The following is a 25272-nucleotide window of genomic DNA, read 5'->3' as shown; positions in this document are numbered from 1 at the left end:
AATAATATGTTAAAAATCCCAAATATCAATCACTCATTTGTTAATACTAAATTAGTTACAATAGGTGCAAATACATTAAATATTAACATTGAGGCACCATTAGTAATAAAACATAAAGACCTTGAGCCTACTGATAATCCTCTTAACAATGACGTAGCCGCATCTAACGGTTTAAATAGTCTGACTATTGACTACAGTGATGCAGGCTTATTTAGTGGTCAAACTATTAGTTATGACAACAAACTTGGTACAATAACATTTAGTGGACCAGCAGATAGTAATGCTAATACTGACACTTTAGGAAATACTAATGAAACCGTTTAAGGGTATGAGGTCATTCCTGCTAGGCGTTGTTACATGGATAGGTTTTTCCGTCATTGCGAGGAGTTGCGTTAGCAACGACGCGGCAATCTCATAAGATAATATAAAAAAAACTCCTGAGCTTGCCACGCCAGCATAAATGCTGGCTTGCAATGACGATACAAGTTTGTATTTATTAGTTAATCAAGTGACAAAGAAAGAAATATACTCAAATGATTTGGAGAATGGGAATGTAAAACGAGGAGCGAGTATGCACAGCCTATATTTAATAGGTGATCCGAAGTTTTGCAGAAACAATTCTTCAAAGCAGAAGAGTATAGTTATATTATGCGGGCCGACTGCTAGCGGGAAGTCTTATTTAGGTCATGAACTGGCTAAAGCTTATAACGGCGAAATCATTAATATCGACTCAATGCAGGTTTATAAGGAAATTCCTATTATTACCGCCTCCCCTCCGAAAAGCTACAAAACTGAAATCTTATATCACTTATATAACTTCTTATCAATGACAGAAGATTTCTCGGTAATAAAATATCTAAAACTTGCGACAGAAAAAATAAAAGAAATAACCGACAGGGGTAAGCTACCTATATTAATAGGTGGAACGGGTTTATATATTAATTCTTTAGTTTTTGGCTATAATAATATTCCTGATATATCAGAAGATTTACAAGAACAGGTAAGAAATTTACATGTTAAAATAGGCAATATAGAATTATGGGGTAAATTAGAGAAGTTTGACCCGCTTGCTGCTTCTAAAATAAACCAAAATGATACTCAGCGTTTAATTAGAGCTTATGAAGTATTCATGCAAACCGGTAAATCTATTTTTTCTTTTCACACTTTGCCAAAAGAACAAATCTTATCTGATTTTAATTTCAAAATTATTTTCTTAAATCCTGAGCGAAAGTTTTTATATCAAACATGTGATGAGCGTTTAGATAAGATATTTAAAGAAGGGGCAATTGACGAAATAGCTTTAATAAAAAAGCAATTTGCTCCTAAAGATTATACGAATTTGAAAGCTGTAGGGATAAAAGAAATTTTAGCTTATTTAAACGGCAATCTCACTTTAGATGAGGCTTTAAATGCAGCTCAAATACGAACCCGTCAGTATGCTAAAAGACAAGTTACTTGGTTTAAAAATCAGATACAAGATAAAATCACATTGGAATATGCTAACCAAGAAGAATTTACTCAAACTTTAAAAAACCCTTTTAAAACTATATAGCTTATCTACGTATTGCTTCTTTCTTTTTATTATTGGGAAATAGGAGTAATGGAAAGTGTATTTGTCTTAGGTCCTACAATATTAATCTTACTATTTAAATTTGAGACGATACTTTGTGCTTCTTTTAATACATCAACCGGAACTTTATTTTCTAATTCTGGTTTCTTATCAGATTTTTGATTAAAATAACCAACTCCCGCTTTAACAACATTTAGTATTTGTTTAATAATATTCAGTGCTTGTCCTTCTTTCCAAACTAAACTACCTATACTAGTAGCAACATTAATATATTTTTTATTTTCAATATTTTCTAAGATTTGAATCAGCTTATCCGGTTGATTGAGCATAGGTGTTAGTATACTATATAATTCTTTCTTATCGAGCTTATTTATACCGGGTACATCTTTTAAAGTTTTATCTAAAATACCTGTAAATATTTCTCGTTTAAATATTTTTCGATCTCGGGATTATCTTTAGTTAACATTACCAATTCTTTAGCTATTCCCGTATAATCACCTTTAACAAATCCATCAAAAACCTTTTGTAATTATTCAGGATTATCAAGTAATATAGGCATTACATTCGTAAGTTTTGTAGTATCTTTTGTTTCTAGTCCATAATTTTCAAGCTGCTGTTTATAGTTTGGCTATTTTTTTCATCTTGCTCTAAAATGCCTTTAATTAAATTATCGAATAAACCCTCTTTACTTTGCTCTACTAATATATTTTAACTTAAATGAAGGTTCGTAAAAGCAGTAATTACACGGCTTGTTACGGTCATATCATCGCCTTTATTTATATCTGTAATAATAGCATGTGCAATTTCCGGTTTTGACATTACTTCACCTACTATACTAAGCATTTGTTTATCGAAATTATATTCTTGCGTTATGCTTTGTATATTCGGAGTATTTTCAATAATAGCTGCGGCAATATCTGGTAAGACTGTTTTATTATCAGCAAAAAAACTTTTTAATTTATCGTCACCCGCTACCATTTCTAAAGATTTCTCACGAGCCACCATTACTCCTTGATTTGCATTCAGAGTATCAAAAATCTCTGTTGTTTCAGGCATTTTATTTAATAAAGTAGGAATAGTATCTACATCAACTTTATAGCTTTCAAAATATTCTTTTAAGAAAGGTTTAGCTTGTTCTTTAGTTTCTATTAAGAAACCTTCTATAATTATTTATTTTTCAGAAGATAATTTATTAAACCTTTTTAGAGCATTAGGATTGTTTATATTTTCAGCCAGCTCTTGTTTAAACTCAGGATGTTCATTAAATATTTTTATAACTTTTGCATATGTGTCATTTACTTTGAGGTTTTTGTAATATAGCATCAAAAGCTTTTATATAGTTGCTTGGAAGTATTTCAGTTATGTAATTCGCAATATCGTTACCTTTTTCATTAAAAAATTTTCAGCAATTTTTATCCGTGGATAACATTCCTAATGTTTTAGAAGTTACTTTATTATAGTCCGGTACTTCTTGCTTTATCTCAAGTGCACTTTCTTGAAGGCTTTTAAGTACAGCATCATTTTTAAAACATTCTTGTAATGTTGTAAGACGCTTGTGATCTAGAAAACTACCTTCTTGAAATTCTCTAAAACCTGCTTTTGCTAAGATTTGTCCTATTTTTGGTAAATCATCGGCATGCTTTTTTAGAAAATCCTATATTTCGGATTTTTCAAGAACAGATTTTTGAAACTTTGAATCAAGATATATATCAGAGGAGCTTGCAAGTTTAACAAGATTATAACTATTTACGGGATTAGTGAAGGCAAACTTCGCACCTTTTAATAATGCTCCTATACTAACTGGTAATATTTTTTCTTTGGAGATGCAAGGTCATAAATAAAGCTTGTCAATGCCTTTCTGCATCAGTAGAAGATAATGTCCTTTTAACCGTTTTATTAAAATTCTTTAATTTAATATCTTTAATGGAATTTGTAACTGCCGTAAAAATAATGCAATATATTTATTACATAAATATTAAATTATCTTAAAATTGATTCAAAGACATAAATTAAGCACTACTTAAATATTTTAATTTATATTACATAATATGGTAATTAAATCAATTTGATCTAAGATTTATGGAGTTATCTGTGTATTTGTTTACTTTTTGTAGGTAATGATGCGTAATGTGATTTATCGTGATTATCTACTACATGCACTTTACTATCTAAATTTGAAACTATATTTTTTGCTTCTTTTAAAAGATTTAATTTATTAATATTTTCGAACTCATTTTTAAAGTTATCTTTTAACTGTTCATTGAAGATTTCTTTTGGTAAATAAATTCCACCGGTAATAGTGCCTACCCCAGTATATTTAGATTTAGAATATAAAGTAGAGGCAATATTACTTGCTAACTTTTCTAGATTTTTTGGCTCTAAAAAATTATTTATATTATCAGGATTTTCTTTAGAATATTCAGAAACGATAGATTTTAGCATCTGATTCATCATGTAAAAATCTTCACCTCTATTATCACCTTTATCAAAAAGTTTTTGTGATATTTTCTCGCTTAAAATATTTGCCAATAAATTACTCTTAATATTTTGTTTATTTGCAATATTTTCATATAAAGGGTTCAATATTTGTAATGGAGAATTTACATGATTTGTAATATGTTTATATTGATTTGTTCTAGGAGTAGCTAGGTTAGTAACCATATTCATAGGTAGTGAATTTAGTTTTTCTATAATATAGTCTTTAATCGTTTGATTTTCTTCATATAATCTTTTTACTTGTTGAGCAAATTTTTTTTTACTAAGTACATTTCTTTTGCCTTCAGCTTGTATTTGTAAAAATACTTTATCAATTGCCTTATCAATTAATTTTGCTTGTTGTTCTTTAATTAGTTTAGGTACTAAAGGAGGGATAGCCTTATCAAGATTGTAAGTATCAGTAAGTAACATTAAATTATCAGGTAATTTAGCCTCTGCTAAATTAATATTTTTAAAATTACAATCTTTTAAAGAAGTGACTTTAGTTAAATCTGCATTTTTTAATGATACGCCTGAGAAGTCGATATTAGATAAATCACCTACTAATATAGCTCCCTCTAAGCTGAATTTTCCATTTTGTATTTTATGTAAATTATTTCTAAGAGTAATTGCATCTATAGTTTTATCTTTAAAATCTTGTGATGGACTAAGTACGTCTTTGAGTTTTTCAGTAGCATAGCTAAAACCTGCTTTTATAATATTCGGCAATTGCCCTTCCAAATAATTTGTTTTTTGAGCTAGATTATATATAGCACTAGCAGCCTCACGATAATTACTTTTTTCCACTTCTTCTATAACTTTAACTAATTCATTAGGATGGTTTAACATTGATGGAAGTACATTATATAATTCTTTCTTATCAAGGTTATTTATACCTGGTATTTCTACTAAAGTTTTATCTAAAATACTTGCAAATATTTCTCTATTATTGTTTAAATATTTTTTAATTTCAGGATTGTCTTTAGTTAAAGCTATTAACTCTTTTGCCATTCCCATATAATTACCTTGAATAAAATCTCGAAAAACCTTTTTTAATGATTCAGATTTATCAAGTAATATAGGCATTATGCTCGTTAGCTTTGTAACATCACTCGCTTCCAGACCATAATTTATAAGTTGTTGTTTTATAGTTTGGCTATTTTTTGCATCTTGTTCTAAAACTCCTGTAATTAAATTATCAAATAGACCTTCTTTACTTTGCTCTACTAATATATCTTTTAATTTAAATGAAGGATCATTAAGGGCGGAGATTATATTACCGGTTAAACTCATATAATCGCCTTTATTTAAGTCTGCAATAATCTCATGAGCAACTTCCGGTTTTGACATAACTTCGCCTACAATACTCAGCATTTGTTTATCAAAATTATATTCTTTTGTTACGCTTTGTACGCTAGGAGTATTTTCAATAATACCTAAAGCAATATTTGGTAAGATTGTTTTATTATTAGCAAAAAAACTTTTTAATTTATCATCACCAGCTACCATTTCTAAGGATTTCTCAAGAGATATCATTACACCTTGATTTGGAGCATTAAGAGTATCAAAAATCTCTTTTGTCTCAGGCATTTTATTTAAAAAAGTAGGAATAATATCTAAAATTTTAAGATCAATTTTGTAGGTTTCAAAATGTTCTTTTAAGAAAGGTTTAGCTTGTTCTTTTGCTTCGTCTAAGAAATTTTCAATAATTATTTGTTTTTCAGGAGATAACTTATTAAATCTTTTTAGAGTATTAGGATTGTTTATATTTTTAGCCAGTTCTTGCTTAAAATCAGGATGTTCATTAAATATTTTTAATAAATTTTTCTTTTCGGGTTTTTGTAATATATCATCAAAAGTTTTTATATAATCGCTTGGAAGTATTTCAGTTGCTCCTGTACGTATGTATTGCGTAATATCTTCACTCTTTTCGTTAAAGAATTTTTGGAAGTTTTTATCGGTAACTAGCATATCTAAAGTGCTAGAAGTCACTTTATTCCAGTCCGGTAGCTCTTGCTTTACTTCAACTGCAATTTCTTGAAGTTTTTTAAGTACTTGTTCATTTTTAAAACATTCTTTTAGTATTTCGAGTCCCTTTTTATCTAAAGCACTCTTATCTTGAAATTCTCTAAAGCCCGCATTTGCTAAGATTTGACCTATTTTAGGCAAATCATCCGAATGTTTTTTTAAAAATTCCCATATTGGAGATTTTTTAAGAAGTGATTTTTGAAATTCCGGATCAAGATATATCTTAGAAGAGTTAGCAAGCTTAATAAGATTATAAGTATTTACAGGATTAGTTAAAATAAATCTTGCTCCGAGCAATATCGTTCTTAAGCTTATACTCTTTGAAGATGATAAGTCCTGAATTGCACTCTGTAGTACTTTATTAGCTTTAGAAGAAGATAAAACTTTTTCTACAACTTTTTGATAGTTTTTATTATTTATAACAGCCATAAAATCACTCGCAATGTTTAAATATTCTAAATCTATTTTAAAAAATTTTAAAAATAAAGATCAGATATTTTTAATTTTTTGTTATTGTTGTTGTTGTTAATATGTACACTTCGACACAACATGTTCAGCATCCGAGGATTTACAAAGACATGGTTGCCAATTTTTCAAGTGCTATCTGAGTATATTATTTAGCCTCCACTTTGGCGTCCATCTCAGTGAATACTTCTTCCCATGAACCGGTAGTCGCTGCTTTTGAATATTCAGTTGTTCTATTTTCAAAAAAGTTCGTATGTTCGACTCCGTTTAGCATTTCATCAAGCCAAGGAAGGGGATTATGATTTACCAAATATACATCTTTGAGTCCTAGCTGCATTAAACGACGGTCGGCAATATAACGAATATATTGTCTTACTTCATATGCCGTTAATCCCTCAATACCGCCAACTTCAAAAGCAAGTTCAATAAAGGCATCTTCAAAATGCACAATAGTCGTACAAGCTTCATAAATACGTTTACGTAAAGTTTCTGTCCAAACTTCAGGGTTTTCTCTTACAAAAGTCTTAAACAGAGTAATAATTGAGTTAGTATGAAGTGTTTCATCACGCACTGACCAAGCAATAATCTGTCCCATACCTTTCATTTTATTAAAACGAGGGAAATTAAGCATGATCGCAAAAGAAGCAAATAGCTGTAATCCTTCAGTAAAAGCTCCAAATACTGCGAGTGTAGTTGCTATATCTTCTTTGGCCTCCACTCCGAATTGCTGCATATAATCATACTTGTCTTTCATTTCCTTATATTTAAGAAATGCTGAATATTCTACTTCCGGCATACCTACCGTATCAAGTAAATGTGAATATGCTGCGATATGTACCGTTTCCATATTAGAAAATGCTGATAACATCATTAATATTTCAGTCGGTTTAAATACTCTTGAATAATGCTTCATATAGCAATTATTCACTTCAATATCTGCCTGTGTAAAAAAACGAAATATTTGCGTTAATAGATGTTTTTCCCCTGGAGTTAAGTTATATTTCCAATCTTTAACATCGTCGGCAAGCGGTACTTCTTCCGGTAGCCAATGAATTTTTTGTTGAGTGTGCCAAGCTTCATATGCCCATGGATATGAAAACGGTTTATAAATTGGACTTGCATCAAGTAGTGACATAATTTTTCTTCTTTTATTTCTTCTTTTGAAAGCTTAGTATATTTAATTATTTTCTCTATCGACTCATTATCCGCTAACATTTCTTTTGCTATTTCCGTATTTCTTCTAGTTGCTCCAATTTCAATACCCTCAGCTTTCCCCTCATTATATTTACTTTTTTGATTTAACTCTTCCGTTTGAGTAGCAAGGCATCGCTTTAATATAATTATTATATTCTGCTTCGCTCCAGTTAAATTATTCAATAGTTTTATAAACTGATAATGCTATTGTCATCTTTTGTATGTTGGGTTCTTGTGCTCTATCGAATTTAGCCATCATACATAACCAATCATCTTCTAAGCTTTCTAACTCATCTGCTTCTTTGGTAAATTTGTCTAATTCAACAAATACGCAAGCATTTAAGTTGATGCTTACCGTTGCCGACATTAAGTTTGATGATAGCTAATACATTCTTTTTCCTTGGGCAATGCCTGAAATCCAGAAATAATTACTACCATTACTACAGGAGCTAGATCAACATATTCTTTTCCTCTTTTTAATTGCGAAGAAAATGCTATACAACTGTAAAATGGTACTCTTGCTAAAAAAGCATCGGCATAGCCGTTTTGCATCTCAACAATATAAATATTGCCCGAGTTATCTCGAACTTTTACATCTACTATACTCCTGGTATTCTGCCCTAAATCCAACGCTTGTTCGTTTGAAATATATTCAAGGTTGATAATCCTTAACTCTGCAGGTAACCTCATAATATTATTGAGAAAGCCTAGTCACCTTGTTTTATCCGTAAACAATTTTTGAAATGCTACATCATTTGTTGGGTCTAAATATCTTGGCATAGTTATACTTACTGACAAGCTAAACATTCTTCGTAGTTAGCGGCTTCTGCTAACTTATCGTTTTGTTCCTCTAAATCTTTAAAATCGGCCTTTAATACGTCATGCGAGACCTTATCGGCTCGCTGTATTGATGTCGATCTACAGTAATATAAACTTTTTACTCCTTTTGTCCAGGCTTTAAAATGAATATTATTTAAATATTTCTTACTAACATTCCCCGGTAAAAAGATGTTTAAAGATTGTGCTTGCGTAATGTAAGGAGTACGATCGCTTGCCAGTTCAATTAGCCAATTCTGATCAATTTCGTAAGCGGTTTTGAAAACCTGTTTTTCTTCTTCGGATAAAAATGTTAAATGTTGTACTGATCCTTCATGTGTTGCAATCGAAGACCAAACTTGATCATTATTAAATCCTTTCTCCTCTAATAACTTTTCTAAATGTTTGTTACGCACGTTAAAAGAACCGGTTAAAGTCTTTTGTACAAAGCTATTAGCGGCAAACGGCTCTATTCCGGGTGAGGCATTACCTGCTATTACCGAAATTGAGGCAGTAGGTGCTATTGCGGTTTTATTGCTAAATCGTTCATTACTTCCTGCATCTAGAGCATCAGGACATGCTCCTTTTTCTTTACCGATTTCTATTGAGGCTTTATCAGTTTCAGCAGATATATATTCAAATACTTTTTTATTCCAAACTTTTGCCATAACCGATTCTATCGGTACTTTTTTCATTTGCAAAAATGAGTGGAAGCCCATTACACCAAGTCCAACGCTTCGCTCACGTAAAGCCGAATATTTAGCTCTTGCCATAGTATCCGGTGCTTTATTAATAAAGTCTTCTAAAACATTATCAAGGAACAACATAATAGAATGGATAAATTCTTTATCGTCTTTCCACTCTTCGTAATACTCTAAATTTAAAGAGGAAAGGCAGCAAACAGCAGTTCTTGACTTTCCTAGATGGTCAATTCCCGTCGGCAATGTAATTTCGCTACAAAGATTCGACATTTTAACTTGAAGCCCTAATTTTTTATGATGCTCAGGGATAGATTTATTAACACTATCGATAAATAACAAGTAAGGCTCACCTGTTTCTATTCTAGTAGTTAATAACTTAACCCATAAATCTCTTGCTCTAACTTTATTTACGACTTTTTTGGTAGCAGGACTAACAAGATCAAAATCCGTATTGTTTTCAACTGCTTTCATAAATTCATCGGTTATAGCTATACCGTGATGAATATTAAGAGCTTTACGGTTAACATCCCCACCTGTCGGACGTCTTATATCGATAAATTCTTCAATTTCAGGGTGATTAATAGGCAAATATACAGCCGATGAACCTCGTCTAATAGAACCTTGCGAAATAGCAAGAGTCATAGAATCCATTACTTTAATAAACGGTATAATACCAGATGAATGACCTTTATCACGAATCCCTTCATTAATAGCACGAACATTACCCCAATAACTGCCAATCCCACCACCACGTGCAGCAAGCCAAACATTTTCTGTCCATAAATTTACTATATCGTCTAAGCTATCATCGGTCTCATTCAAGAAGCATGAAATAGGAAGCCCCCTATCCGTTCCGCCGTTACTTAAGATTGGTGTTGCTGGCATAAACCACATTTTACTCATATATTCATATAACTTCTGAGCATGCTGTTTATTTTCGGCATAATAACTAGAAACTCTTGCAAATAAATCTTGAAAATCCTCACCTTTCATAAGATATCGATCTCGCAGAATAGCTTTACCGAAAGGAGTAAGTAAATTGTTATGGTTGTTGTTTATAGTGATTTGAAATTTATTTTTTTTAAACGTGTTCATTATAGGTACTAATGGGGTTGTAGGATTTATAATGCTTATTTTGAAAAAATGACACCATATTCAGTGTATAGAATCTTTACTTAAGTAGACACGAGAATAATAATTTATTCAATATAAATATTTATTTTTTTTTAGATTTTTGACTTGACACAAATCACTCTTGATTACTATATAGAATAGTTTGTACAAATATTATACTTTCTTAAGGCACAAACAGTCTTATCCTGCGGAAGTAGGGCAACGTTGCGTGGTTCCCGGTTGCATTTTCTCACGATCAAGTCACAGCGTAACAGAAAGAAAACCGATCCATGCAACAAGACCTTATCTATACGGGAATAACATTAAATACATTCTCCATCATTCGTATTAAGAGACCTATCGGTGTAACCTCATCCTTATATTCAACAATAAACAATGCAACAAACGTGGTGTGTCGGCTACTATCCAATCAACTTCTACAACATAATATCCTGGCTCTCTATCTGAAAAAGTTACTTCAATCATTTTAGAAGGAGCTAATGTATGATCCCAGTAAGGAAATTTATCAGAAAATTCACTATAAATTTCTTTTAAATCAGCATGTTTCAGTCTATTTTCAAAGGTAACCTCTGCTTTTGGCATTTGCACTATATAACCGCAAGTTTTATGTGATGCTTACTATACCGTTAATTGCTATTTTCTTCTCCTGTTCTGATAAAGCGTTATATTTTTCATATGCTGTTTTACCTAGAACATCCTCTAACCAGTCAGGATTTTTTCTTATAGCATCTATTAAATCCCATTCATATCCTACTCCATTTCCTCCGTTAGTAGTAATATTAAGCGGTATTAAGTGTTTTTGTTTACTCTTATCAGTAAAATGCAAATCTACATTTTTCGTTTCTTTATTTATAATTAAATCACAACTAATACAACAAAATTTAGACAATCCTATGTATTATATTTCTGCACTTAATTGATTATCACGATCTGGAAGTTGTGCTTTTATATACTGTATTATTCTCATTTCAGCATGAGCTTTATCGCTAAGTGGACCATCTAATACAATTTTATATGGTTGTTTTATAGCTTCAATAATTGAATGGACAAATTTTTTACTTGCATCAATAGTATCAGGGTTTAATGCATCTTCTCATTTCATCAAATCTCTTCTAGCTCTAGCTACTGCCTTCACTACTTTTGGACTTACACTGGTTACATTACAGACTTTTTGTTGAACCTCTTGATTGTTATTCGGCTACTTTTCTAGCTCTTGCAAAATACGTGGTAATATATCCTTATGGTCACTATTATTTTTATAATAATATTGTACAACATCTAGAAGTAGTGCTTTTCGTTGAGTAGATAGATTTTGTTGTTGTAGAAAATTTTTTCTGTAGGTAAAGCTGTGTAAGTAGCATAATCTTGTAAATATTTAAAAACTTTTGTGGTATGTGTCTCAATTTGTTCAACTTTATTTGTGTTCACACTAGAATTATGTAATTCGTTGAACGCTACTAAAATTTGTTTGCCGTCAAAACATACGGCACTACATTGGCTATTATATTGAATTAACCTACCTAAGGCATCAAAGCGTCTATTTTGTAAAGGAGTATCATGTTCTTTTATAATCTTTGAGTTAAGTCTAGTACGGAAAGCATATACAAAATTCTGCAGATTTGAGTTGTTGTTGTCATTGAATAGCCCGTGGGTAGGATTCTCGTCAGCAAATCCAACATGAATACCATATAAGGAACAAGTTGTTTTGGAATAATCTTTTCTGTTTTACTTGCTAAAACCTCTAGAACTGCTAATTTTTCCAAACTTTCATCCAGGGCTTCACTATTATTTTTGTGTATTTTCCTATAGTGTTCAGTAAGGATTTTTAAGGCAGATATAGATTCGTTTAATATAATACTTTTTAATAAAGCCTCTCTCGATTTTTATCTCTTATGATTCCTCTACTGTCTGGCTATCTACATATTTAACAAACTCTACTGTTAACCTTTCTTTCTGTGCATTTGTTAGATTTGCCATATAAATATTATTTTATAATTTTAATTATTTTCTCCTAAAGCCTCAACGCTTTTCTCAAATATTGAATTATCAATATCATTACCGTCTACTAAAATCGTCATGTTACCTGAAATGCTTTTTAAGCTTTTCGCACCCAAATTGGTTATGTTATTATCTCTTAGATCTCCTAATTTAATGTTCATAAGCGCTAATTTTTTTAGAGAATTGTTTTTTGTAGCATGTTCGCTATTGCTTCAAAACCTAGATCTCCTATTTCAATATTATTGCTTATTAGTAAAGTTTCTAACGCTTTATTTTCGGTTAATGCAGTAGTAAATTCTTTTATATTATTATGGGTTAAATTATTGTTATTAAGATTTAGAGTTTTTAACCATGGATTTAATTTTAAAGCAGATGCTATATATTTCATCTCCTAAGTTATTTGTTTTAAATCTAAAGTATCAATAGATATTGAGGTTAAAAAACCTTCAATTACTTCTGCACTGTTTTCGGAGATTCTTGTTTCATTTAATATTAATTCTTTAATATATTGATTAGCCATTAAAACATGTAGTAATTTTATGACTCCCTCGTTTCTAAGGTTATTATACCTTAAATTTAACGACATTAATTTTGCACTGCTAATATTATTTGCGATAACGTCTATCCCTTCGGCAGTAATATTCATTTGTCCTATATCTAAGGATTTTAACGGTAGTTTTGAATGAAACAACTCACGAACAATTGCTGCTCCTTTATTTCCTACTTCACTACTACCTAATGCTAAAGAACTTAAATTAGGGTGGTTTTTAATAGCATCTATTAATATTCTTAAATCTTCTATTTTCAGCGCAATAGAATTTAAAGATAAATATTCAAGAGAGGTATTATCTGCTAAAGCATCAATAAGAATTTTTATTTTTTCACTATCTAAAGAAGTAGAATGCAGGTTTAAATGTGATATTTGATTTAACTTTACAATTTTACTTAGATTGTTTATATCATCGTTACTAAGGTTGCTGCCATATAAATCAATTTCTTTTACTACAGTATTTTTCTCTAAAGTTTTAATTACAATTGACAAAAAACTACTATCTTCTTCATAAGGTAGTTCTACACGAACCATTTCAGGATCATTATTCTTAATTTTCTGCAACAATAAATCATTTCAACTGAGGTCAATTTTTTGTCTTTTGGGAGACTCATCTTTCTTAACATCATCTATGCTAAACAAGATATAGACATTGAAAAAGGTGGTAGTAATAATTGTTGTTTTACATCCTATAGCGTCTCCTATCCAACCAAATATTAAAAAGCTCCAAAAGGTCTTAATAAATATGTTGAACAAAAAGCAGATGCAGAATAAATAAAAACTACTTTTGGATCAGCCTTTGGAAAAAACAATTCATTAAATACTACTACCATATGTACATAAAGCATAAGGTCAAAATATTCAAGAAATGTACCAACAGATAATAAACCTATTGCTTCTTTTTGATTACGATTTAAGCTGCTTTGTTCTGTCTCATAGCCGAGCATAATGTCTTTATAAAAAATTAAATTGTAAAGAAACTTATACTGTTTTATATAAAAGTCAATAGGGAATTTCGCTTTATACGATAAATAAGGAAACGAAGTGCAACTTAACTCACTTCATATACTAATGCGTTGATCTTATATGAAATGGCATAACCTCACTGATAGTGGAAAACTAAAACCTATTAAGAACCAAGTTAAATAAAACTTATATCCCAAATATTGTTTGAATAGAAATTAATATATGCACTCAAAGCTACTGAAGCGACAATGATAGCTAAATTAATAAAACGATTTAATTTTGATTGAGGAAAATCAAAATATTTATAAAACAGCCCCCCAGAAATAGTACACCCGAGTAATCCCCAAAATACCGTCCATACCCAAGCAAGACAATTCACGTCAATACCGTAAAATACTACGCCGCTACTCATATGACCGCTAGGGAAAGTAAAACCTTTAATATTTAGAGCAAGATTCAAAGGTACTGCAAATGTATATTTGAACGATATATTTAAAATTGTAATGAAAAGTAATACACAAATAGCTTGTGCAAATAGTTGCCTCCTAATATAGTAAATCCGAGTATTATGATAATCTCAATCTCATAACACTCTTCTTGTCCAAATAACAAAAAAATTTTTGCTAAATATTGAAAAAAATATCCTTATTCATTACTTTACTTAATTTTATTTATATATAATTGAAGTTATCATAAATAACAAGCTATAGATATGAAAAATATTTTCCGCACATTTGTATTTACTATTTTCGTATGTTTAATAAATTTACAACTAATTGCTGCAAGCTTTAACGAAAAAATACCTTTATATTTTAAATTAACTAACGAAAATCTGTTAGCAGGACAAAATGCGTTAAATATTGACCTTTGCGACTCTAGAATTAAAGAATGGTGTACAAAGCCACAAAGAGAGCTAGGGCTTAACGGGAAAAAAATAAATGATTACATATCTATTTCACCTGATATTAAAGGAGAATGGCGATTTGGCTGGTGGTATAACATAAATTTTACTCCAGAAAGCAGTTTTGTAGCTCATCAAACTTATAAGATTACTATCGAAGATTATATATTCCCTAATTTTGTCGGTTTAAAAAGTAATAATATAAGTTTCACGACTTTACCACTACTTCCTATTATTAAAGAAATGAATTATCTACAGGATAATATCGATATTTCCAAAAAATTCGTTCAAACTAAAATAGCTTTTAACTATCCTATCGATCCTAAAACTCTAGAGGAAAGAATAGAGTTTATAAAATCTTCAACTAAAGAAAAATTACCGTTTTCTATCAAATTCAATACCAATAATACGGAAGCTACGATTATTACTAATATACCGCCGCTTACAGATAAAGAAGATACAGTTTCCGTAATTATAAAAGACGGTGTTAAACCTCTACATGGCGGAGAAGTTTTCACATATAAAAATGTAAAAGCTCAAAATAATAAGACGCCAAATAACATAAGATATTCTTATAAAGAAAATGTATTAATTCCAAGTCTATCCTCATATTTAAAAATCACTAATAGTACTGCTACAATTGTTAAAGATGATAAACTAAAACCGGAACAGATAATTATAATTACCACAAATACACCAGTGTCGGGTGAGGAAATAAAAAAACATTTAGAGTTATTTTTATTACCACAGGATAAGCCGGCTTTCTTAGGAGTTGCAGGCCAAAAAAACTATAAATGGCAAAATCCGAAAGAAATAACCGATGATATTCTTAAATCGAGTGAAAAAATAAATTTTGAGCTTTTATCTTCCGTCCCAAACATTACTACTATGCATAGTTTTAAAGTAGATACGTTTGCCTCAAGAACTTTGCTTGTTAAAGTAAATCAAGGTGTTAAAACATCGGATAATTTAACACTCGGCTCAGATTATTTTCAAATCGTACAAATACCGGGTAACCCTAAAGAAGTTAAGCTAATGTCCGACGGTTCTATTCTTTCATTAGCCGGCGAAAGAAAGCTTCCCGTATATTCACTTGGCATAGATAAATTATATTTAGAAATCGATAAGATTAATCAGCAAGAAGTTAATCATTTAATCAGCCAAACAAATAGATATAATATTTTCCAAAACCCAACTTTTATAAATGAATATACCTTTAATGAGTATAATATTTCCGAGGTATTTCAAGAGGAAGTAATAGTGAACTCTCAAAATTTAAATTTACCTCATTATACCGATTTAGATTTCAGTAAATATTTTAATTTAGAAGAAGCAGGCAGCTATTCCAAGGGATTATTTCTAGCAAAAGTTTATGCTAAAGACAATAATAACATTATTATATCTCAAGATAAAAGATTAATTTTAGTTACCGATCTTGGTTGTATAGTAAAAACCGATAAAACCGGGACGCATCATATCTTTGTTTCTTATATCAGTAACGGTAAACCGGCTGGCGGCGTAAAAGCAGATATTATAGGACTTAACGGTGAGGTGTTAGTAAGCAGCAAAACCGATAGTAAAGGACATGCCGTTTTATCAAATATAAATGATTTTGCAAAAGAAAAAACTCCAGTGGCTTATATATTAACTACTAAGGATGATTTTTCATTTATGCCGTATAGTAGAAGTGATAGACAAGTTAATTATTCTCGGTTTGATGTAGCAGGAGCCGTTAGTTCTGATCAAGGGTTAAAAGCTTATTTATTTTCCGATCGTGGCATCTATAGACCAAGCGAGCAAGGTCACATAGGCATTATGCTCAAACAAACCAACTGGCAAGGAAAATTTGACGGCTTACCTTTAGAAATACAAGTAACTAACCCTAGAGGAAAAGTAATAGATAAAAGTAAAATAGCTCTAGATGCAGAAGGATTCGGCGAATATTTATTCTCAACGCTTGATGATGCCTTAACCGGCTTATACAATATAAGCTTATATTTAGTAGGAGATAAAGGCAGCAATAACTATCTTAATAGCGTATCTGTCAGGGTGGGTGATTTTCAGCCTGACCGCATGAAAATCAACATAAACTTCAATAACTCACAAGATGAGCTATGGACGAATCCAAAAGATCTTAAAGCAACCGTTAATCTCATAAATCTTTACGGCACTCCTGCAGAAAATAGAAAAGTCAGCGGCTTTATTGATATTAGACCTACCGAGTTTTTCGTACCTAGATTTAAAGAATATAAATTTTATAGTAGCAAAGGAAATAAAGAGTTTTTTAACGAACATTTAGGAGATATTACTACCGACTCTAAAGGTACGGCCAACTTTGACCTTAACCTTGAGAAATATTATAACGCTACTTTTAATCTAACATTTTCAGCAGAAGGATTTGAGCCTGATGCAGGAAGAAGCGTAAACGCAAGCAAATCGCTTATAGTGTCACCTCTGCCTTATATTATAGGATTTAGAAGCGATAGCGATCTAAAATATATTAAGACAAAAACAAGCGCGGCAATAGAATTCATAGCCATATCAAATAAAGCAGAAAAAGTAGCTGCACCTAATTTAACTCTTAACTTAAAAAAGATTAATTATGTAAATAACTTAGTAGCAGATAGTAACGGTAATTATTCTTACAGTTCAGTACCTATTGAGACTAATATATCTTCTGACAAAATTAATATCACGGCAAACGAAAGTTATATTTATAAAGTGCCTACTAAAGAAGCAGGCGATTACGTTATTTACTTAACCGATAAAGAAGATACAATCTTTGCCCAAGCTGAATTTTCGGTAATAGGTGAAGGAAATGTTACGGCTCATTTAACAGACAAAGCAAATTTAAAAGTTAAACTTGATAAAGATGATTATAAAGCCGGCGATACTATTCTTTTAAATATTATAACTCCTTATACAGGTTATGGGTTAATTACTATCGAGACCGATAAAGTACATAATTTTGAATGGTTTAAAGCTGATGAAAATAATAGCATTCAAGAAATAAAAATTCCTGACGGCTTTGAGGGTAAAGGATATGTAAATGTACAATTTATAAGAGACATAGAAGCTACGGAAATCTTTATATCACCGTTTAGCTATGCAGTAGTACCGTTTACTGCGGGTATTTATAAGCATAAACAAGATATTGGATTAACACTTCCTGCAAAAATCAAATCGGGAGAAAAGCTAGCAATTCGTTACCGTACTACAAATCCCGGTAAAATAATAATATTTGCTGTTGATGCAGGGATATTATCATTTGCTGGTTATCAGACTCCCGACCCGCTTAATTACTTTATTAACGATAAAGCCTTGGAAGTCCGAACATCACAAATCATGGATTTAATATTACCTGAGCGTCCTTTATTAATGAAAGCTTATATGGCGGCTCCTGCCGGAGACGGTTTTATAAATGTCGCTCGAAACCTTAATCCGTTTAAAAGAAAAAGCCAACCTCCCGTAGCATTTTGGTCAGGAATTTTAGAAGCAGATCTTGATGAGAGAGAAGTCACACTTGATATACCAAGCTATTTTAACGGCACTTTAAGAGTTATAGGGGTAGCCTCAAGCCTTGACTCTATAGGAACTTCCCAAGCTGATTTATTAGTCCAATCCGATCTTATTATCAATCCAAATTTACCTTTATTTGTAGCTCCAAATGATGAATTTACAGTACCGGTAACAATATTTAATAACCTAAAAGATTCAGGAAATGCTCAGGTTTTTCTAAATATTGAAACAAGTGAAGGACTTAAAATATTAGATTATCCTAAAGAGATCCCGATAGACGAAAATAAGGAAGCTACTATTAATGTTAAATTAAAAGCAACTGATCAACTCGGTTCGGCAGATTTAAAGGTTGTGGCTTCTATAAATCACCTAAAGCCGGATATAATATCTATGGCAGTAGTACATAGCTCCGAATTAACTAGTACTACGAGCGTTCGCCCTGCTAGTCCGAGCGTTACAACAGTTAATACAGGCTTTATTACAAACAACAAGGCTAATTTAAAAATCTTACGGGATGTATATCCTGAATTTGCTAAATTACAAATTTCCGCTTCTAAATCACCGCTAGCTATTATTTCTGGCTTTAAAGATTTCCTAGATAATTATCCTTATGGTTGCACTGAACAATTAATAAGCCAAAATTTTGCCAATATTTTATTATATAATGAACAAGAGCTAGTTCAGATTCTTAAAACTGATCGTAAAAAAATGGATGAATCATTATCAAAAATATTCCAAACTTTATCAGAACGTCAAAATTATGACGGTGGATTTAGATATTGGAACAATTTTAATGACGATTCCGATCCATTTATTTCCGTTTATGCTATGCATTTCTTAAGCGAGGGAGCAACTAGATATTTAGCCGTTCCAAGTGATACATTTAATCAAGGTATTTACTATTTAGAGAATATGGCTAACAGATCAATAAACTCCTTAGATGAAGCAAGAGAAAAGGCATATGCGGTTTATATCCTGACGCAAAACAGCGTTATTACTACAAGCTATATTGCAAATATTTTAAAATATTTAGACGAGTACCATAAAAATACATGGCAAGATGATTTGACTAGCGTTTATTTAGCAGCTAGCTATAAAATGCTGCAAATGAATGAAGAAGCGGAGAAATTATTAGACAGATTTACTCTAAATAAACCTATATCAAAAACAGACTATCAGTATTACAATACTCTAATAAAATATAGTCAGTATTTATACTTAATTTCTATGCATTTTCCAGAACGGTTAAAAGACTTTGACCCAAAAATTGTACAGGATATCGCTCTTTTTGCTAAAGATAACTATAATAGCCTATCCGCAAGCTATGCTATTATGGCAAGTCTTGCCTATGCCGATAAAATAAATCATGTAGATGAGGCTACTATTAAAGTAACCTCTACAGATAAAGAAGTTACTTTAACAGGCAATAAAGTGATGATTGCTGAGCTGTCGGTAGAAAATAAGAATATCAACTTAACATCCTCAAGTAACGGCTTTTTCTATCAGCTTTTAACTTCAGGCTATGATAAGCAATTAACAGAAAATAAAGAGATAGTTAAAGGCATAGAAATAACAAAAAAATATCTCGATGAAAATAATAAAGAGGTTAGCAAAGTAAAATTAGGTGATAATATTACGGTGGAAATCACCATGCGTTCAGGTAGTAATAAAACCTTGAGCAATATGGTGCTACTTGATTTATTACCGGCAGGCTTCGAGCTTTTACCGGATAACAACCACATAAATATATTAGAACGCACGCAGGAAGTAATGATATGGAAACCGATATATATAAATAATCGTGATGATAGAGTTATGATTTTCGGTACTATTTCTGATCAAAAAATGACGTATCAGTATAAAATCAAAGCAGTTAATAAGGGCATATTCTCTACTCCTGCTATTTACAGTGAAGCTATGTACGACCCTCAAACTTACTATCGTGGTGTTATAGGCAATATTATTGTGGAGTAGCATTACCCGCACGGTTTTTATGTCATTCCCGTGAGCATTTTTGCGTGGACCGGTAAACTCCTACTATGTCATTCCTGCGAAAGCGGGAATCCAGTAAAACCTACAAAAAACTTGTTTTGTTAGGTTTATTTTGTTAATATTAAGACTACTTTTTCTGGATTCCTGCTTTCGCAGGAATGACATAGTAGGAGTTTATCCCACAATTACTTTCAACTTCTCTATAGTTTTTGGATCTTTTGCAAGTTCTAAAAATATTTCCTACTCATAGGCAAGTAGCTTTTCTTCATTTGTTTCATTATGTGTATCAATAATATCTTGAAATTTGCTAAGCACCTTATTTTATAGATCGTTATATTTTGATGTATCTATTGCTGTTGCTAAATTTATTTTAGGCAAAGTAATTTTATGCGGAATCGGTACTATCTTTTTAGGTAGGTTTAATTTTAAAGCTTCCTCTAAAATATAATGCTTGTTCATATTTACGTGCATATTCTCTACATCATAATCTGCTTTAAAGTAATCCGGCTGAACTTGTTTTATTCTGCTCTATAATATTGCTGATATTTCTAATTAGTTTAGTTTTATTACCATTACTTCGAGCAAACATTTCGGTAACACCGCCCCACCCGGGTATTAAACCAACACCAAGTTCTACAAGCCCTGCGTTAAGTTCTTGATTTCCTATAATAAAGCTTGAGTGCAATAACAGCTCATATCCACCTCCAAGTGCCACACCAAGACCACAAGCTAATAACATGTACAGAGGAATATTTTAAGTGGAGCATGGTTTGCTGTCCCAGCTTTAGTAAATTCTCTAGATCGTGAAAATTCTTATCTTCAATATAAGAAAGAAGAAGTTTTAAATCAGCACCGGCAGAAAAATTATTTCCTTGCGGATAAATATAAAGATTTTTACCGTCATTTTCGGCTTTACTTGCTGCTTCTTGTAGTAAATAAAACACCTCATGATTTAAACAATTCATTTTTATAGTAATAACAAAAATCAAAACATCTTGATAAAGTATTAATTTTGCCGAGCTATTCTCTAATACTATCTGACTTTCTTGTAAAATATCTTTGTGAGAATTAAATTTTTATTTATCGATTTTTTGATATTCTTTATTGGCTAAATATTGCGGAAGTGGGATATGCATTAAATCGGCATTTTTAATTACCGAATTCCAACCGTTTTTAGCCGCTATAGTCAATAATTCAAATGGACCATATTTCCAGCTGTAACCAAACTTCATAGCAGCATCGATATCATAAATATTATCCGTAACCGACGGAACTAGACCTGCTAAATAAACATAAAATTCCGTGATAATTTCAGTAAAAAATTTACCGTAAACCGAATCACTTACAAGAAGCGCATCAAGATTAAAATATCTACTTTTTGAACAGGACTATATGATAAGTCGTTTATATTTATAACTTCTTTAATCTTTTTGCCATTTGATACCGATAAACGATAAAATCCACCGTCACCTTTATGTCCAATTAACTGCTTCTCTATCATCTTATCAAAAACAGGGGTCTTTACATATGATTTTATGATAAGCATCATTTGCAGAAAGAGAGGCAAGTAATGAACTTGAAATTCACTTCATTACGTCATACCCGATTAGATCATAAGCCCCAAAAATGTAGTAAATATTTTATCTATAGTAGCAACATCAAGCTTCTGACTTATCACTTTACGGGCTACTAATTCAAGTAAAAAATACCCTACTCTATTAGCAATAAAACCAGGCGTATCATTACATTTTACTATAATTTTACCAAGCGTTTTCGTTAAGAACTCTGATACTCTTTCTATTACTTCAGCCTTTATCATAGGGTCTATAATTAACTCAAGCAGTTCCATATTATCTTGGCGGATTGAAGAAGTGCGTAATAACGAACCTAGACTTAATATTATCTGGTAAATTCTCTTTGCGTCTTTCAAGTGGTAATGTAGAGGTATTAGAAGCAATAATTGCATCTTCTTTAAGATAAGGAATAATTTTATTATATAATTGGTGTTTGATTTCTCACTTCTCAACAATAACTTCAATCACTAAATCACATTCTTTAATTAAATCTAAATCATATTCTAAATTACCGATGGTAATGAAATTTGCTTTATCAGGAAAAGATAAAGGTGGAGGTGGAGGTTTTTGTTTATGCAAATTTTCTTTAGCGGTGTTAACTATTTTATTAGGATCATCGGAATCTTTAGCGATAATATCAAGCAGCACTACTTTATAAGAAGAATTAGCAATTAACGCTGCAATCCCTGAACCCATTACTCCCGCACCGATAACACAAACTTTTTTTATTTCATTTTGCATAAGTTACCTTCTGTGTTACCCCGTGGCTTGACCATGGGGTCCAGCCACGGGATGACATCGAGTGTGTTTTTCGATACACAAAACCATGTCCCTTTGCAATAACATTATGTTATAGCAATACCGACGCCACCCCCGGCTTGTCGTACAATTTTAGTACATTCATTTATAGTAACAGCAGTGGTAACGACATCATCGACTAATAAGATTTTTTTACTTACAATATTATACTTTGTGTTAAATTTGATACTACCCTTTATATTATTTTTGTGTTGTTTTCGTGAGAGAAAAGTCTGAGACTTAGTCCATGTTGCTTTAGTTAAAAGCTCAGCTTTTAACATTTTATCGGTAACTTTTGCAATTTCCATAGCTAAAGCGATAACTTTACTGCCCTCCTGTACCACTTCGATTGCTACTCCACTTGCAGCGATTCCAACACGAGCAACTCTAGCAACGTAAAGTGCCGTATCCTCTTGCAGCGTGCTTTTTCCTGCTGGCTTATTTTACGATTGCCGTTCTCCTGTGGAGGCTCAGAAGCTTTTGTTTGTGCTGCTTCTAAAAGCGCTACTCTTTCAGGGGTATTTATTGAAGATTTAAGCTTATTATCTTTTGCTGCATTTTTTATTCCTTCTTCAGGAGTATTAATAGATGATTTACTGCTTAAATTTTCTTTACTCATGCATATCTCATAAAATTATGTTCTATATTATTTCACATTCTATGTCATTCCCGTGAAAGCGGGAATCCATCTTTTAAAAAGTATAAACAAACAATGCTTTTATCGATTCTTGATTACTGGATTCCCACTTTCGCGGGAATGACATCAGAACTAGCTAGAAATGATACAAAAGAACACTCACCTCTTCCCCATCGCATAGCTAGTAATCAAGTTTTTTACAGGTTTAAAATTATTTATCACCTTAAATCCTATTTGTCTTAAACATCTTAAATTTTTGGAATAATTTGAAAAAATATTATTTAACTCATCAGTCAGCTTATACATAATAAAATTATCCTCTTGCCTTAGCTTTTGATATTCTTGTAATGTGCCATTATTACTAACTATCATACTCAAAATCTCTATATCCTTTATGCCCTGATTAAGCCCTTGTCCGGCGAGCGGATGTACTGTGTGGGCAGTGTCGGCAATAAGCACTATACGGTTATGAAAATATCTATTTGCTATACAGGCTTTTAGTGGAAAGCTACTAATCTCACTATCAATAGTAATTTTACCTAGGGAATTACCGGCATTTCTTTGAGTTAAAAACCTAACTTCTTCTACAGGCAAATTAACAATTAAAGCAGCCTGATCAGAAGAAGTTGACCATATTACGGATGAAGCATATTGATCTTTTAAAGGCAGCAAAGCAAAAGGACCAAGCGGCAGGAAATGTTCCATAGCACAATTTTCATGCGGCTTTTCATGCTTAATATTAAATGTAAGAGCAGTTTGATAAGGTTTCTCAATTTCATTAGCAAAGTAATGAGACCTCACTTTTGAATTTGCTCCATCACATATAATTAATAAATTACACTTAATTTGGTTATCATCAAATTTTATAATCGAGTAGTCATTATGGCTTATAACCTCTTGATATTGATTATTATCAATTAATGTTATCAACGGATTATTAGTTATTTTTGACAATAGCATTTTTTTAAAGTCGCTATTCTTAACCACATATCCAAGTACAGCGTCAGCGTCATTTCGTAAGTCTAATATCTCTGAAGCCTTATTATCTACTACATATATGTCTTGCATTTCTGCTACAAACTTCTCAAGCTCTTCCCATATATCAATAGAGAATAAGAAATTTTTAGAATGCGGCGTTAAAGCAGTAGTTCTTATATCTTTAAAAAACTCTAGGCTTTTTACCGATTTACTCTCGAATATAGTAGTTTTTATACCCTTTTGTGCAAAAGAAAGCGCCGTTAACATGCCGCTAAGACCGCATCCTAAAATTACCGTATTAGACATCTTCCCAAACTCTACTTCTAGAGGTAATTTGTGCGTCGATCCGATACTCGCATCCTCACGTACGCTTGTGTACGCTGCGGTGCTGCGTTTCGTGTCTCCTACAAATTCCTCTCTATAAGCGAATTTGGCAAGATGTCTATCAATCTGTTTTGTTTTCATTCGATTCATTTATGAAATATTTTAAATATCCGTTTGTTGCTATAAAGCTTAGAAGAAAATAAATAATTGCTATATCCAAATATGAACTATTGCCTGAGTATAAACCTAAACAACAAATCAATAAACTCACTAAAGTCGTGAAGCTATTTAAAATCAATAAATTTGTAAAAATATCCGTTTTACTGATAAATAGGTAGGTTATTAAGCAAATAAATAATGCAATAATAATTAAAAAGATGTTAAGCATAATTTTTAAAATCGGTTTTACTGTTGGATACACAATCGTCATCGTCATTGCGAGGACATTACGAAGTAATTGACGAAGCAATCTCAGGAGCTTGTTATTATTTCATGAGATTGCCACGCTCCCTACGGTCGCTTGCAATGACGACTTGGATATCCTACCCCTCTCATTATATATAATCATTTATAACACTACAAACTGCAAATAAAATTCCTTAAATAATTTTAATATTATGTAATCTTAGCCAACCTTTACATTATAAATAGC

At 31.5% G+C, this 25272-nt stretch carries 17 protein-coding genes and 4 pseudogenes; 3 read left to right on the top strand and 18 right to left on the bottom strand.

Features of this window, described 5'->3' with window-relative positions; all coding sequences use genetic code 11:
* The first annotated feature begins 6 nt into the window (after positions 1 to 6).
* Together TENJIKU01_RS02675 and miaA are read left to right on the top strand one after the other, a co-directional pair.
* On the top strand, positions 7 to 324 hold the full coding sequence (locus TENJIKU01_RS02675) for a hypothetical protein (protein ID WP_064429107.1): 318 nt from the start codon (positions 7 to 9) through the stop codon (positions 322 to 324).
* A gap of 136 nt (positions 325 to 460) precedes the next feature.
* Positions 461 to 1552, top strand: a complete 1092-nt coding sequence (miaA, locus tag TENJIKU01_RS02670; protein ID WP_064429106.1) for a tRNA (adenosine(37)-N6)-dimethylallyltransferase MiaA — start codon at positions 461 to 463, stop codon at positions 1550 to 1552.
* 173 nt (positions 1553 to 1725) lie between these two features.
* On the opposite strand, the pseudogene TENJIKU01_RS09555 reads toward miaA, so the two are convergent.
* From TENJIKU01_RS09555 to TENJIKU01_RS07325, 13 genes and pseudogenes are all read right to left on the bottom strand, one after another.
* Positions 1726 to 3495, bottom strand: a pseudogene (locus tag TENJIKU01_RS09555) (hypothetical protein); the annotation flags it as partial.
* Positions 3496 to 3655: 160 nt separating this feature from the next.
* Positions 3656 to 6502: a pentapeptide repeat-containing protein gene (locus TENJIKU01_RS02655; protein WP_064429105.1), complete on the bottom strand. Its 2847-nt coding sequence runs from the start codon at positions 6500 to 6502 to the stop codon at positions 3656 to 3658.
* Positions 6503 to 6686: 184 nt separating this feature from the next.
* On the bottom strand, positions 6687 to 7673 hold the full coding sequence (locus TENJIKU01_RS02650; RefSeq protein ID WP_064429104.1) for a ribonucleotide-diphosphate reductase subunit beta: 987 nt from the start codon (positions 7671 to 7673) through the stop codon (positions 6687 to 6689).
* 234 nt (positions 7674 to 7907) lie between these two features.
* Positions 7908 to 8099: a hypothetical protein gene (locus tag TENJIKU01_RS08865; RefSeq protein ID WP_172795025.1), complete on the bottom strand. Its 192-nt coding sequence runs from the start codon at positions 8097 to 8099 to the stop codon at positions 7908 to 7910.
* The gene (locus TENJIKU01_RS08860; protein ID WP_064429103.1) at positions 8099 to 8422 is read right to left on the bottom strand and encodes a PD-(D/E)XK nuclease family transposase; all 324 of its coding nucleotides are present in this window, start codon (positions 8420 to 8422) and stop codon (positions 8099 to 8101) included. Before TENJIKU01_RS08860 ends, TENJIKU01_RS08865 begins: the two co-directional genes overlap by 1 nt.
* Before the next feature lie 98 nt (positions 8423 to 8520).
* Positions 8521 to 10344: a ribonucleoside-diphosphate reductase subunit alpha gene (locus TENJIKU01_RS02640; RefSeq protein WP_064429102.1), complete on the bottom strand. Its 1824-nt coding sequence runs from the start codon at positions 10342 to 10344 to the stop codon at positions 8521 to 8523.
* Between the two features lie 375 nt (positions 10345 to 10719).
* On the bottom strand, positions 10720 to 10965 hold the full coding sequence (locus TENJIKU01_RS02635) for a hypothetical protein (RefSeq protein WP_064429188.1): 246 nt from the start codon (positions 10963 to 10965) through the stop codon (positions 10720 to 10722).
* Between the two features lie 34 nt (positions 10966 to 10999).
* Positions 11000 to 11272 (bottom strand): annotated as a pseudogene (locus TENJIKU01_RS02630) (hypothetical protein); the annotation flags it as partial.
* A 1108-nt stretch (positions 11273 to 12380) separates the two neighbouring features.
* Positions 12381 to 12542: a hypothetical protein gene (locus TENJIKU01_RS08855; RefSeq protein ID WP_172795027.1), complete on the bottom strand. Its 162-nt coding sequence runs from the start codon at positions 12540 to 12542 to the stop codon at positions 12381 to 12383.
* A gap of 14 nt (positions 12543 to 12556) precedes the next feature.
* On the bottom strand, positions 12557 to 12769 hold the full coding sequence (locus tag TENJIKU01_RS08850; protein ID WP_064429101.1) for a hypothetical protein: 213 nt from the start codon (positions 12767 to 12769) through the stop codon (positions 12557 to 12559).
* A 3-nt stretch (positions 12770 to 12772) separates the two neighbouring features.
* A complete protein-coding gene (locus tag TENJIKU01_RS02620; protein WP_064429100.1) occupies positions 12773 to 13498 on the bottom strand; it encodes a hypothetical protein in 726 nt (241 codons plus the stop codon).
* Positions 13499 to 13647: 149 nt separating this feature from the next.
* A complete protein-coding gene (locus TENJIKU01_RS02615; RefSeq protein ID WP_064429099.1) occupies positions 13648 to 13878 on the bottom strand; it encodes a hypothetical protein in 231 nt (76 codons plus the stop codon).
* Between the two features lie 194 nt (positions 13879 to 14072).
* Complete coding sequence (locus TENJIKU01_RS07325) at positions 14073 to 14357, bottom strand: hypothetical protein (RefSeq protein ID WP_227779885.1); 285 nt, start codon at positions 14355 to 14357, stop codon at positions 14073 to 14075.
* A 252-nt stretch (positions 14358 to 14609) separates the two neighbouring features.
* Here TENJIKU01_RS07325 and TENJIKU01_RS02605 point away from each other — a divergent pair, with 252 nt between their 5' ends.
* Positions 14610 to 20291: an alpha-2-macroglobulin family protein gene (locus TENJIKU01_RS02605; RefSeq protein WP_064429098.1), complete on the top strand. Its 5682-nt coding sequence runs from the start codon at positions 14610 to 14612 to the stop codon at positions 20289 to 20291.
* Positions 20292 to 20483: 192 nt separating this feature from the next.
* On the opposite strand, the pseudogene TENJIKU01_RS10595 reads toward TENJIKU01_RS02605, so the two are convergent.
* From TENJIKU01_RS10595 to TENJIKU01_RS02565, 5 genes and pseudogenes are all read right to left on the bottom strand, one after another.
* Positions 20484 to 22624 (bottom strand): annotated as a pseudogene (locus TENJIKU01_RS10595) (3-hydroxyacyl-CoA dehydrogenase/enoyl-CoA hydratase family protein).
* Between the two features lie 15 nt (positions 22625 to 22639).
* Positions 22640 to 22989, bottom strand: a pseudogene (locus TENJIKU01_RS02580) (ComF family protein).
* 44 nt (positions 22990 to 23033) lie between these two features.
* Complete coding sequence (locus TENJIKU01_RS02575; RefSeq protein ID WP_064429096.1) at positions 23034 to 23300, bottom strand: hypothetical protein; 267 nt, start codon at positions 23298 to 23300, stop codon at positions 23034 to 23036.
* Between the two features lie 177 nt (positions 23301 to 23477).
* The gene (gene ubiH, locus TENJIKU01_RS02570; RefSeq protein WP_064429095.1) at positions 23478 to 24761 is read right to left on the bottom strand and encodes a 2-octaprenyl-6-methoxyphenyl hydroxylase; all 1284 of its coding nucleotides are present in this window, start codon (positions 24759 to 24761) and stop codon (positions 23478 to 23480) included.
* Positions 24742 to 25008 (bottom strand): monovalent cation/H+ antiporter complex subunit F, encoded by a 267-nt coding sequence (locus TENJIKU01_RS02565; protein ID WP_014014489.1) that lies wholly within the window; start codon positions 25006 to 25008, stop codon positions 24742 to 24744. The genes ubiH and TENJIKU01_RS02565 overlap by 20 nt, the downstream gene beginning before the upstream one ends.
* Positions 25009 to 25272: the final 264 nt, after the last annotated feature.

This window comes from Rickettsia sp. Tenjiku01 (assembly GCF_001653015.1).
Lineage (GTDB): Bacteria > Pseudomonadota > Alphaproteobacteria > Rickettsiales > Rickettsiaceae > Rickettsia > Rickettsia rickettsii.
Note: the sequence above shows the minus strand (reverse complement) of the source record. Positions and strands in the feature narration are given on the sequence as shown.

Bases quoted from the DNA above. Each gene is read 5' to 3' on its own strand.
- TENJIKU01_RS08850 (WP_064429101.1), bottom strand. From the start codon at position 12,769: ATGAAATATATAGCATCTGCTTTAAAATTAAATCCATGGTTAAAAACT.
- TENJIKU01_RS02655 (WP_064429105.1), bottom strand. From the start codon at position 6,502: ATGGCTGTTATAAATAATAAAAACTATCAAAAAGTTGTAGAAAAAGTT.
- TENJIKU01_RS02605 (WP_064429098.1), top strand. From the start codon at position 14,610: ATGAAAAATATTTTCCGCACATTTGTATTTACTATTTTCGTATGTTTA.
- TENJIKU01_RS02575 (WP_064429096.1), bottom strand. From the start codon at position 23,300: ATGAGTAAAGAAAATTTAAGCAGTAAATCATCTATTAATACTCCTGAA.
- TENJIKU01_RS02565 (WP_014014489.1), bottom strand. From the start codon at position 25,008: ATGCTTAACATCTTTTTAATTATTATTGCATTATTTATTTGCTTAATA.
- TENJIKU01_RS02640 (WP_064429102.1), bottom strand. From the start codon at position 10,344: ATGAACACGTTTAAAAAAAATAAATTTCAAATCACTATAAACAACAAC.
- TENJIKU01_RS02675 (WP_064429107.1), top strand. From the start codon at position 7: ATGTTAAAAATCCCAAATATCAATCACTCATTTGTTAATACTAAATTA.
- TENJIKU01_RS08860 (WP_064429103.1), bottom strand. From the start codon at position 8,422: ATGAGGTTACCTGCAGAGTTAAGGATTATCAACCTTGAATATATTTCA.
- TENJIKU01_RS02635 (WP_064429188.1), bottom strand. From the start codon at position 10,965: ATGCCAAAAGCAGAGGTTACCTTTGAAAATAGACTGAAACATGCTGAT.
- TENJIKU01_RS08855 (WP_172795027.1), bottom strand. From the start codon at position 12,542: ATGAACATTAAATTAGGAGATCTAAGAGATAATAACATAACCAATTTG.
- TENJIKU01_RS02650 (WP_064429104.1), bottom strand. From the start codon at position 7,673: ATGTCACTACTTGATGCAAGTCCAATTTATAAACCGTTTTCATATCCA.
- TENJIKU01_RS08865 (WP_172795025.1), bottom strand. From the start codon at position 8,099: ATGTCGGCAACGGTAAGCATCAACTTAAATGCTTGCGTATTTGTTGAA.
- TENJIKU01_RS02615 (WP_064429099.1), bottom strand. From the start codon at position 13,878: ATGCTCGGCTATGAGACAGAACAAAGCAGCTTAAATCGTAATCAAAAA.
- ubiH (WP_064429095.1), bottom strand. From the start codon at position 24,761: ATGAAAACAAAACAGATTGATAGACATCTTGCCAAATTCGCTTATAGA.
- miaA (WP_064429106.1), top strand. From the start codon at position 461: ATGCTGGCTTGCAATGACGATACAAGTTTGTATTTATTAGTTAATCAA.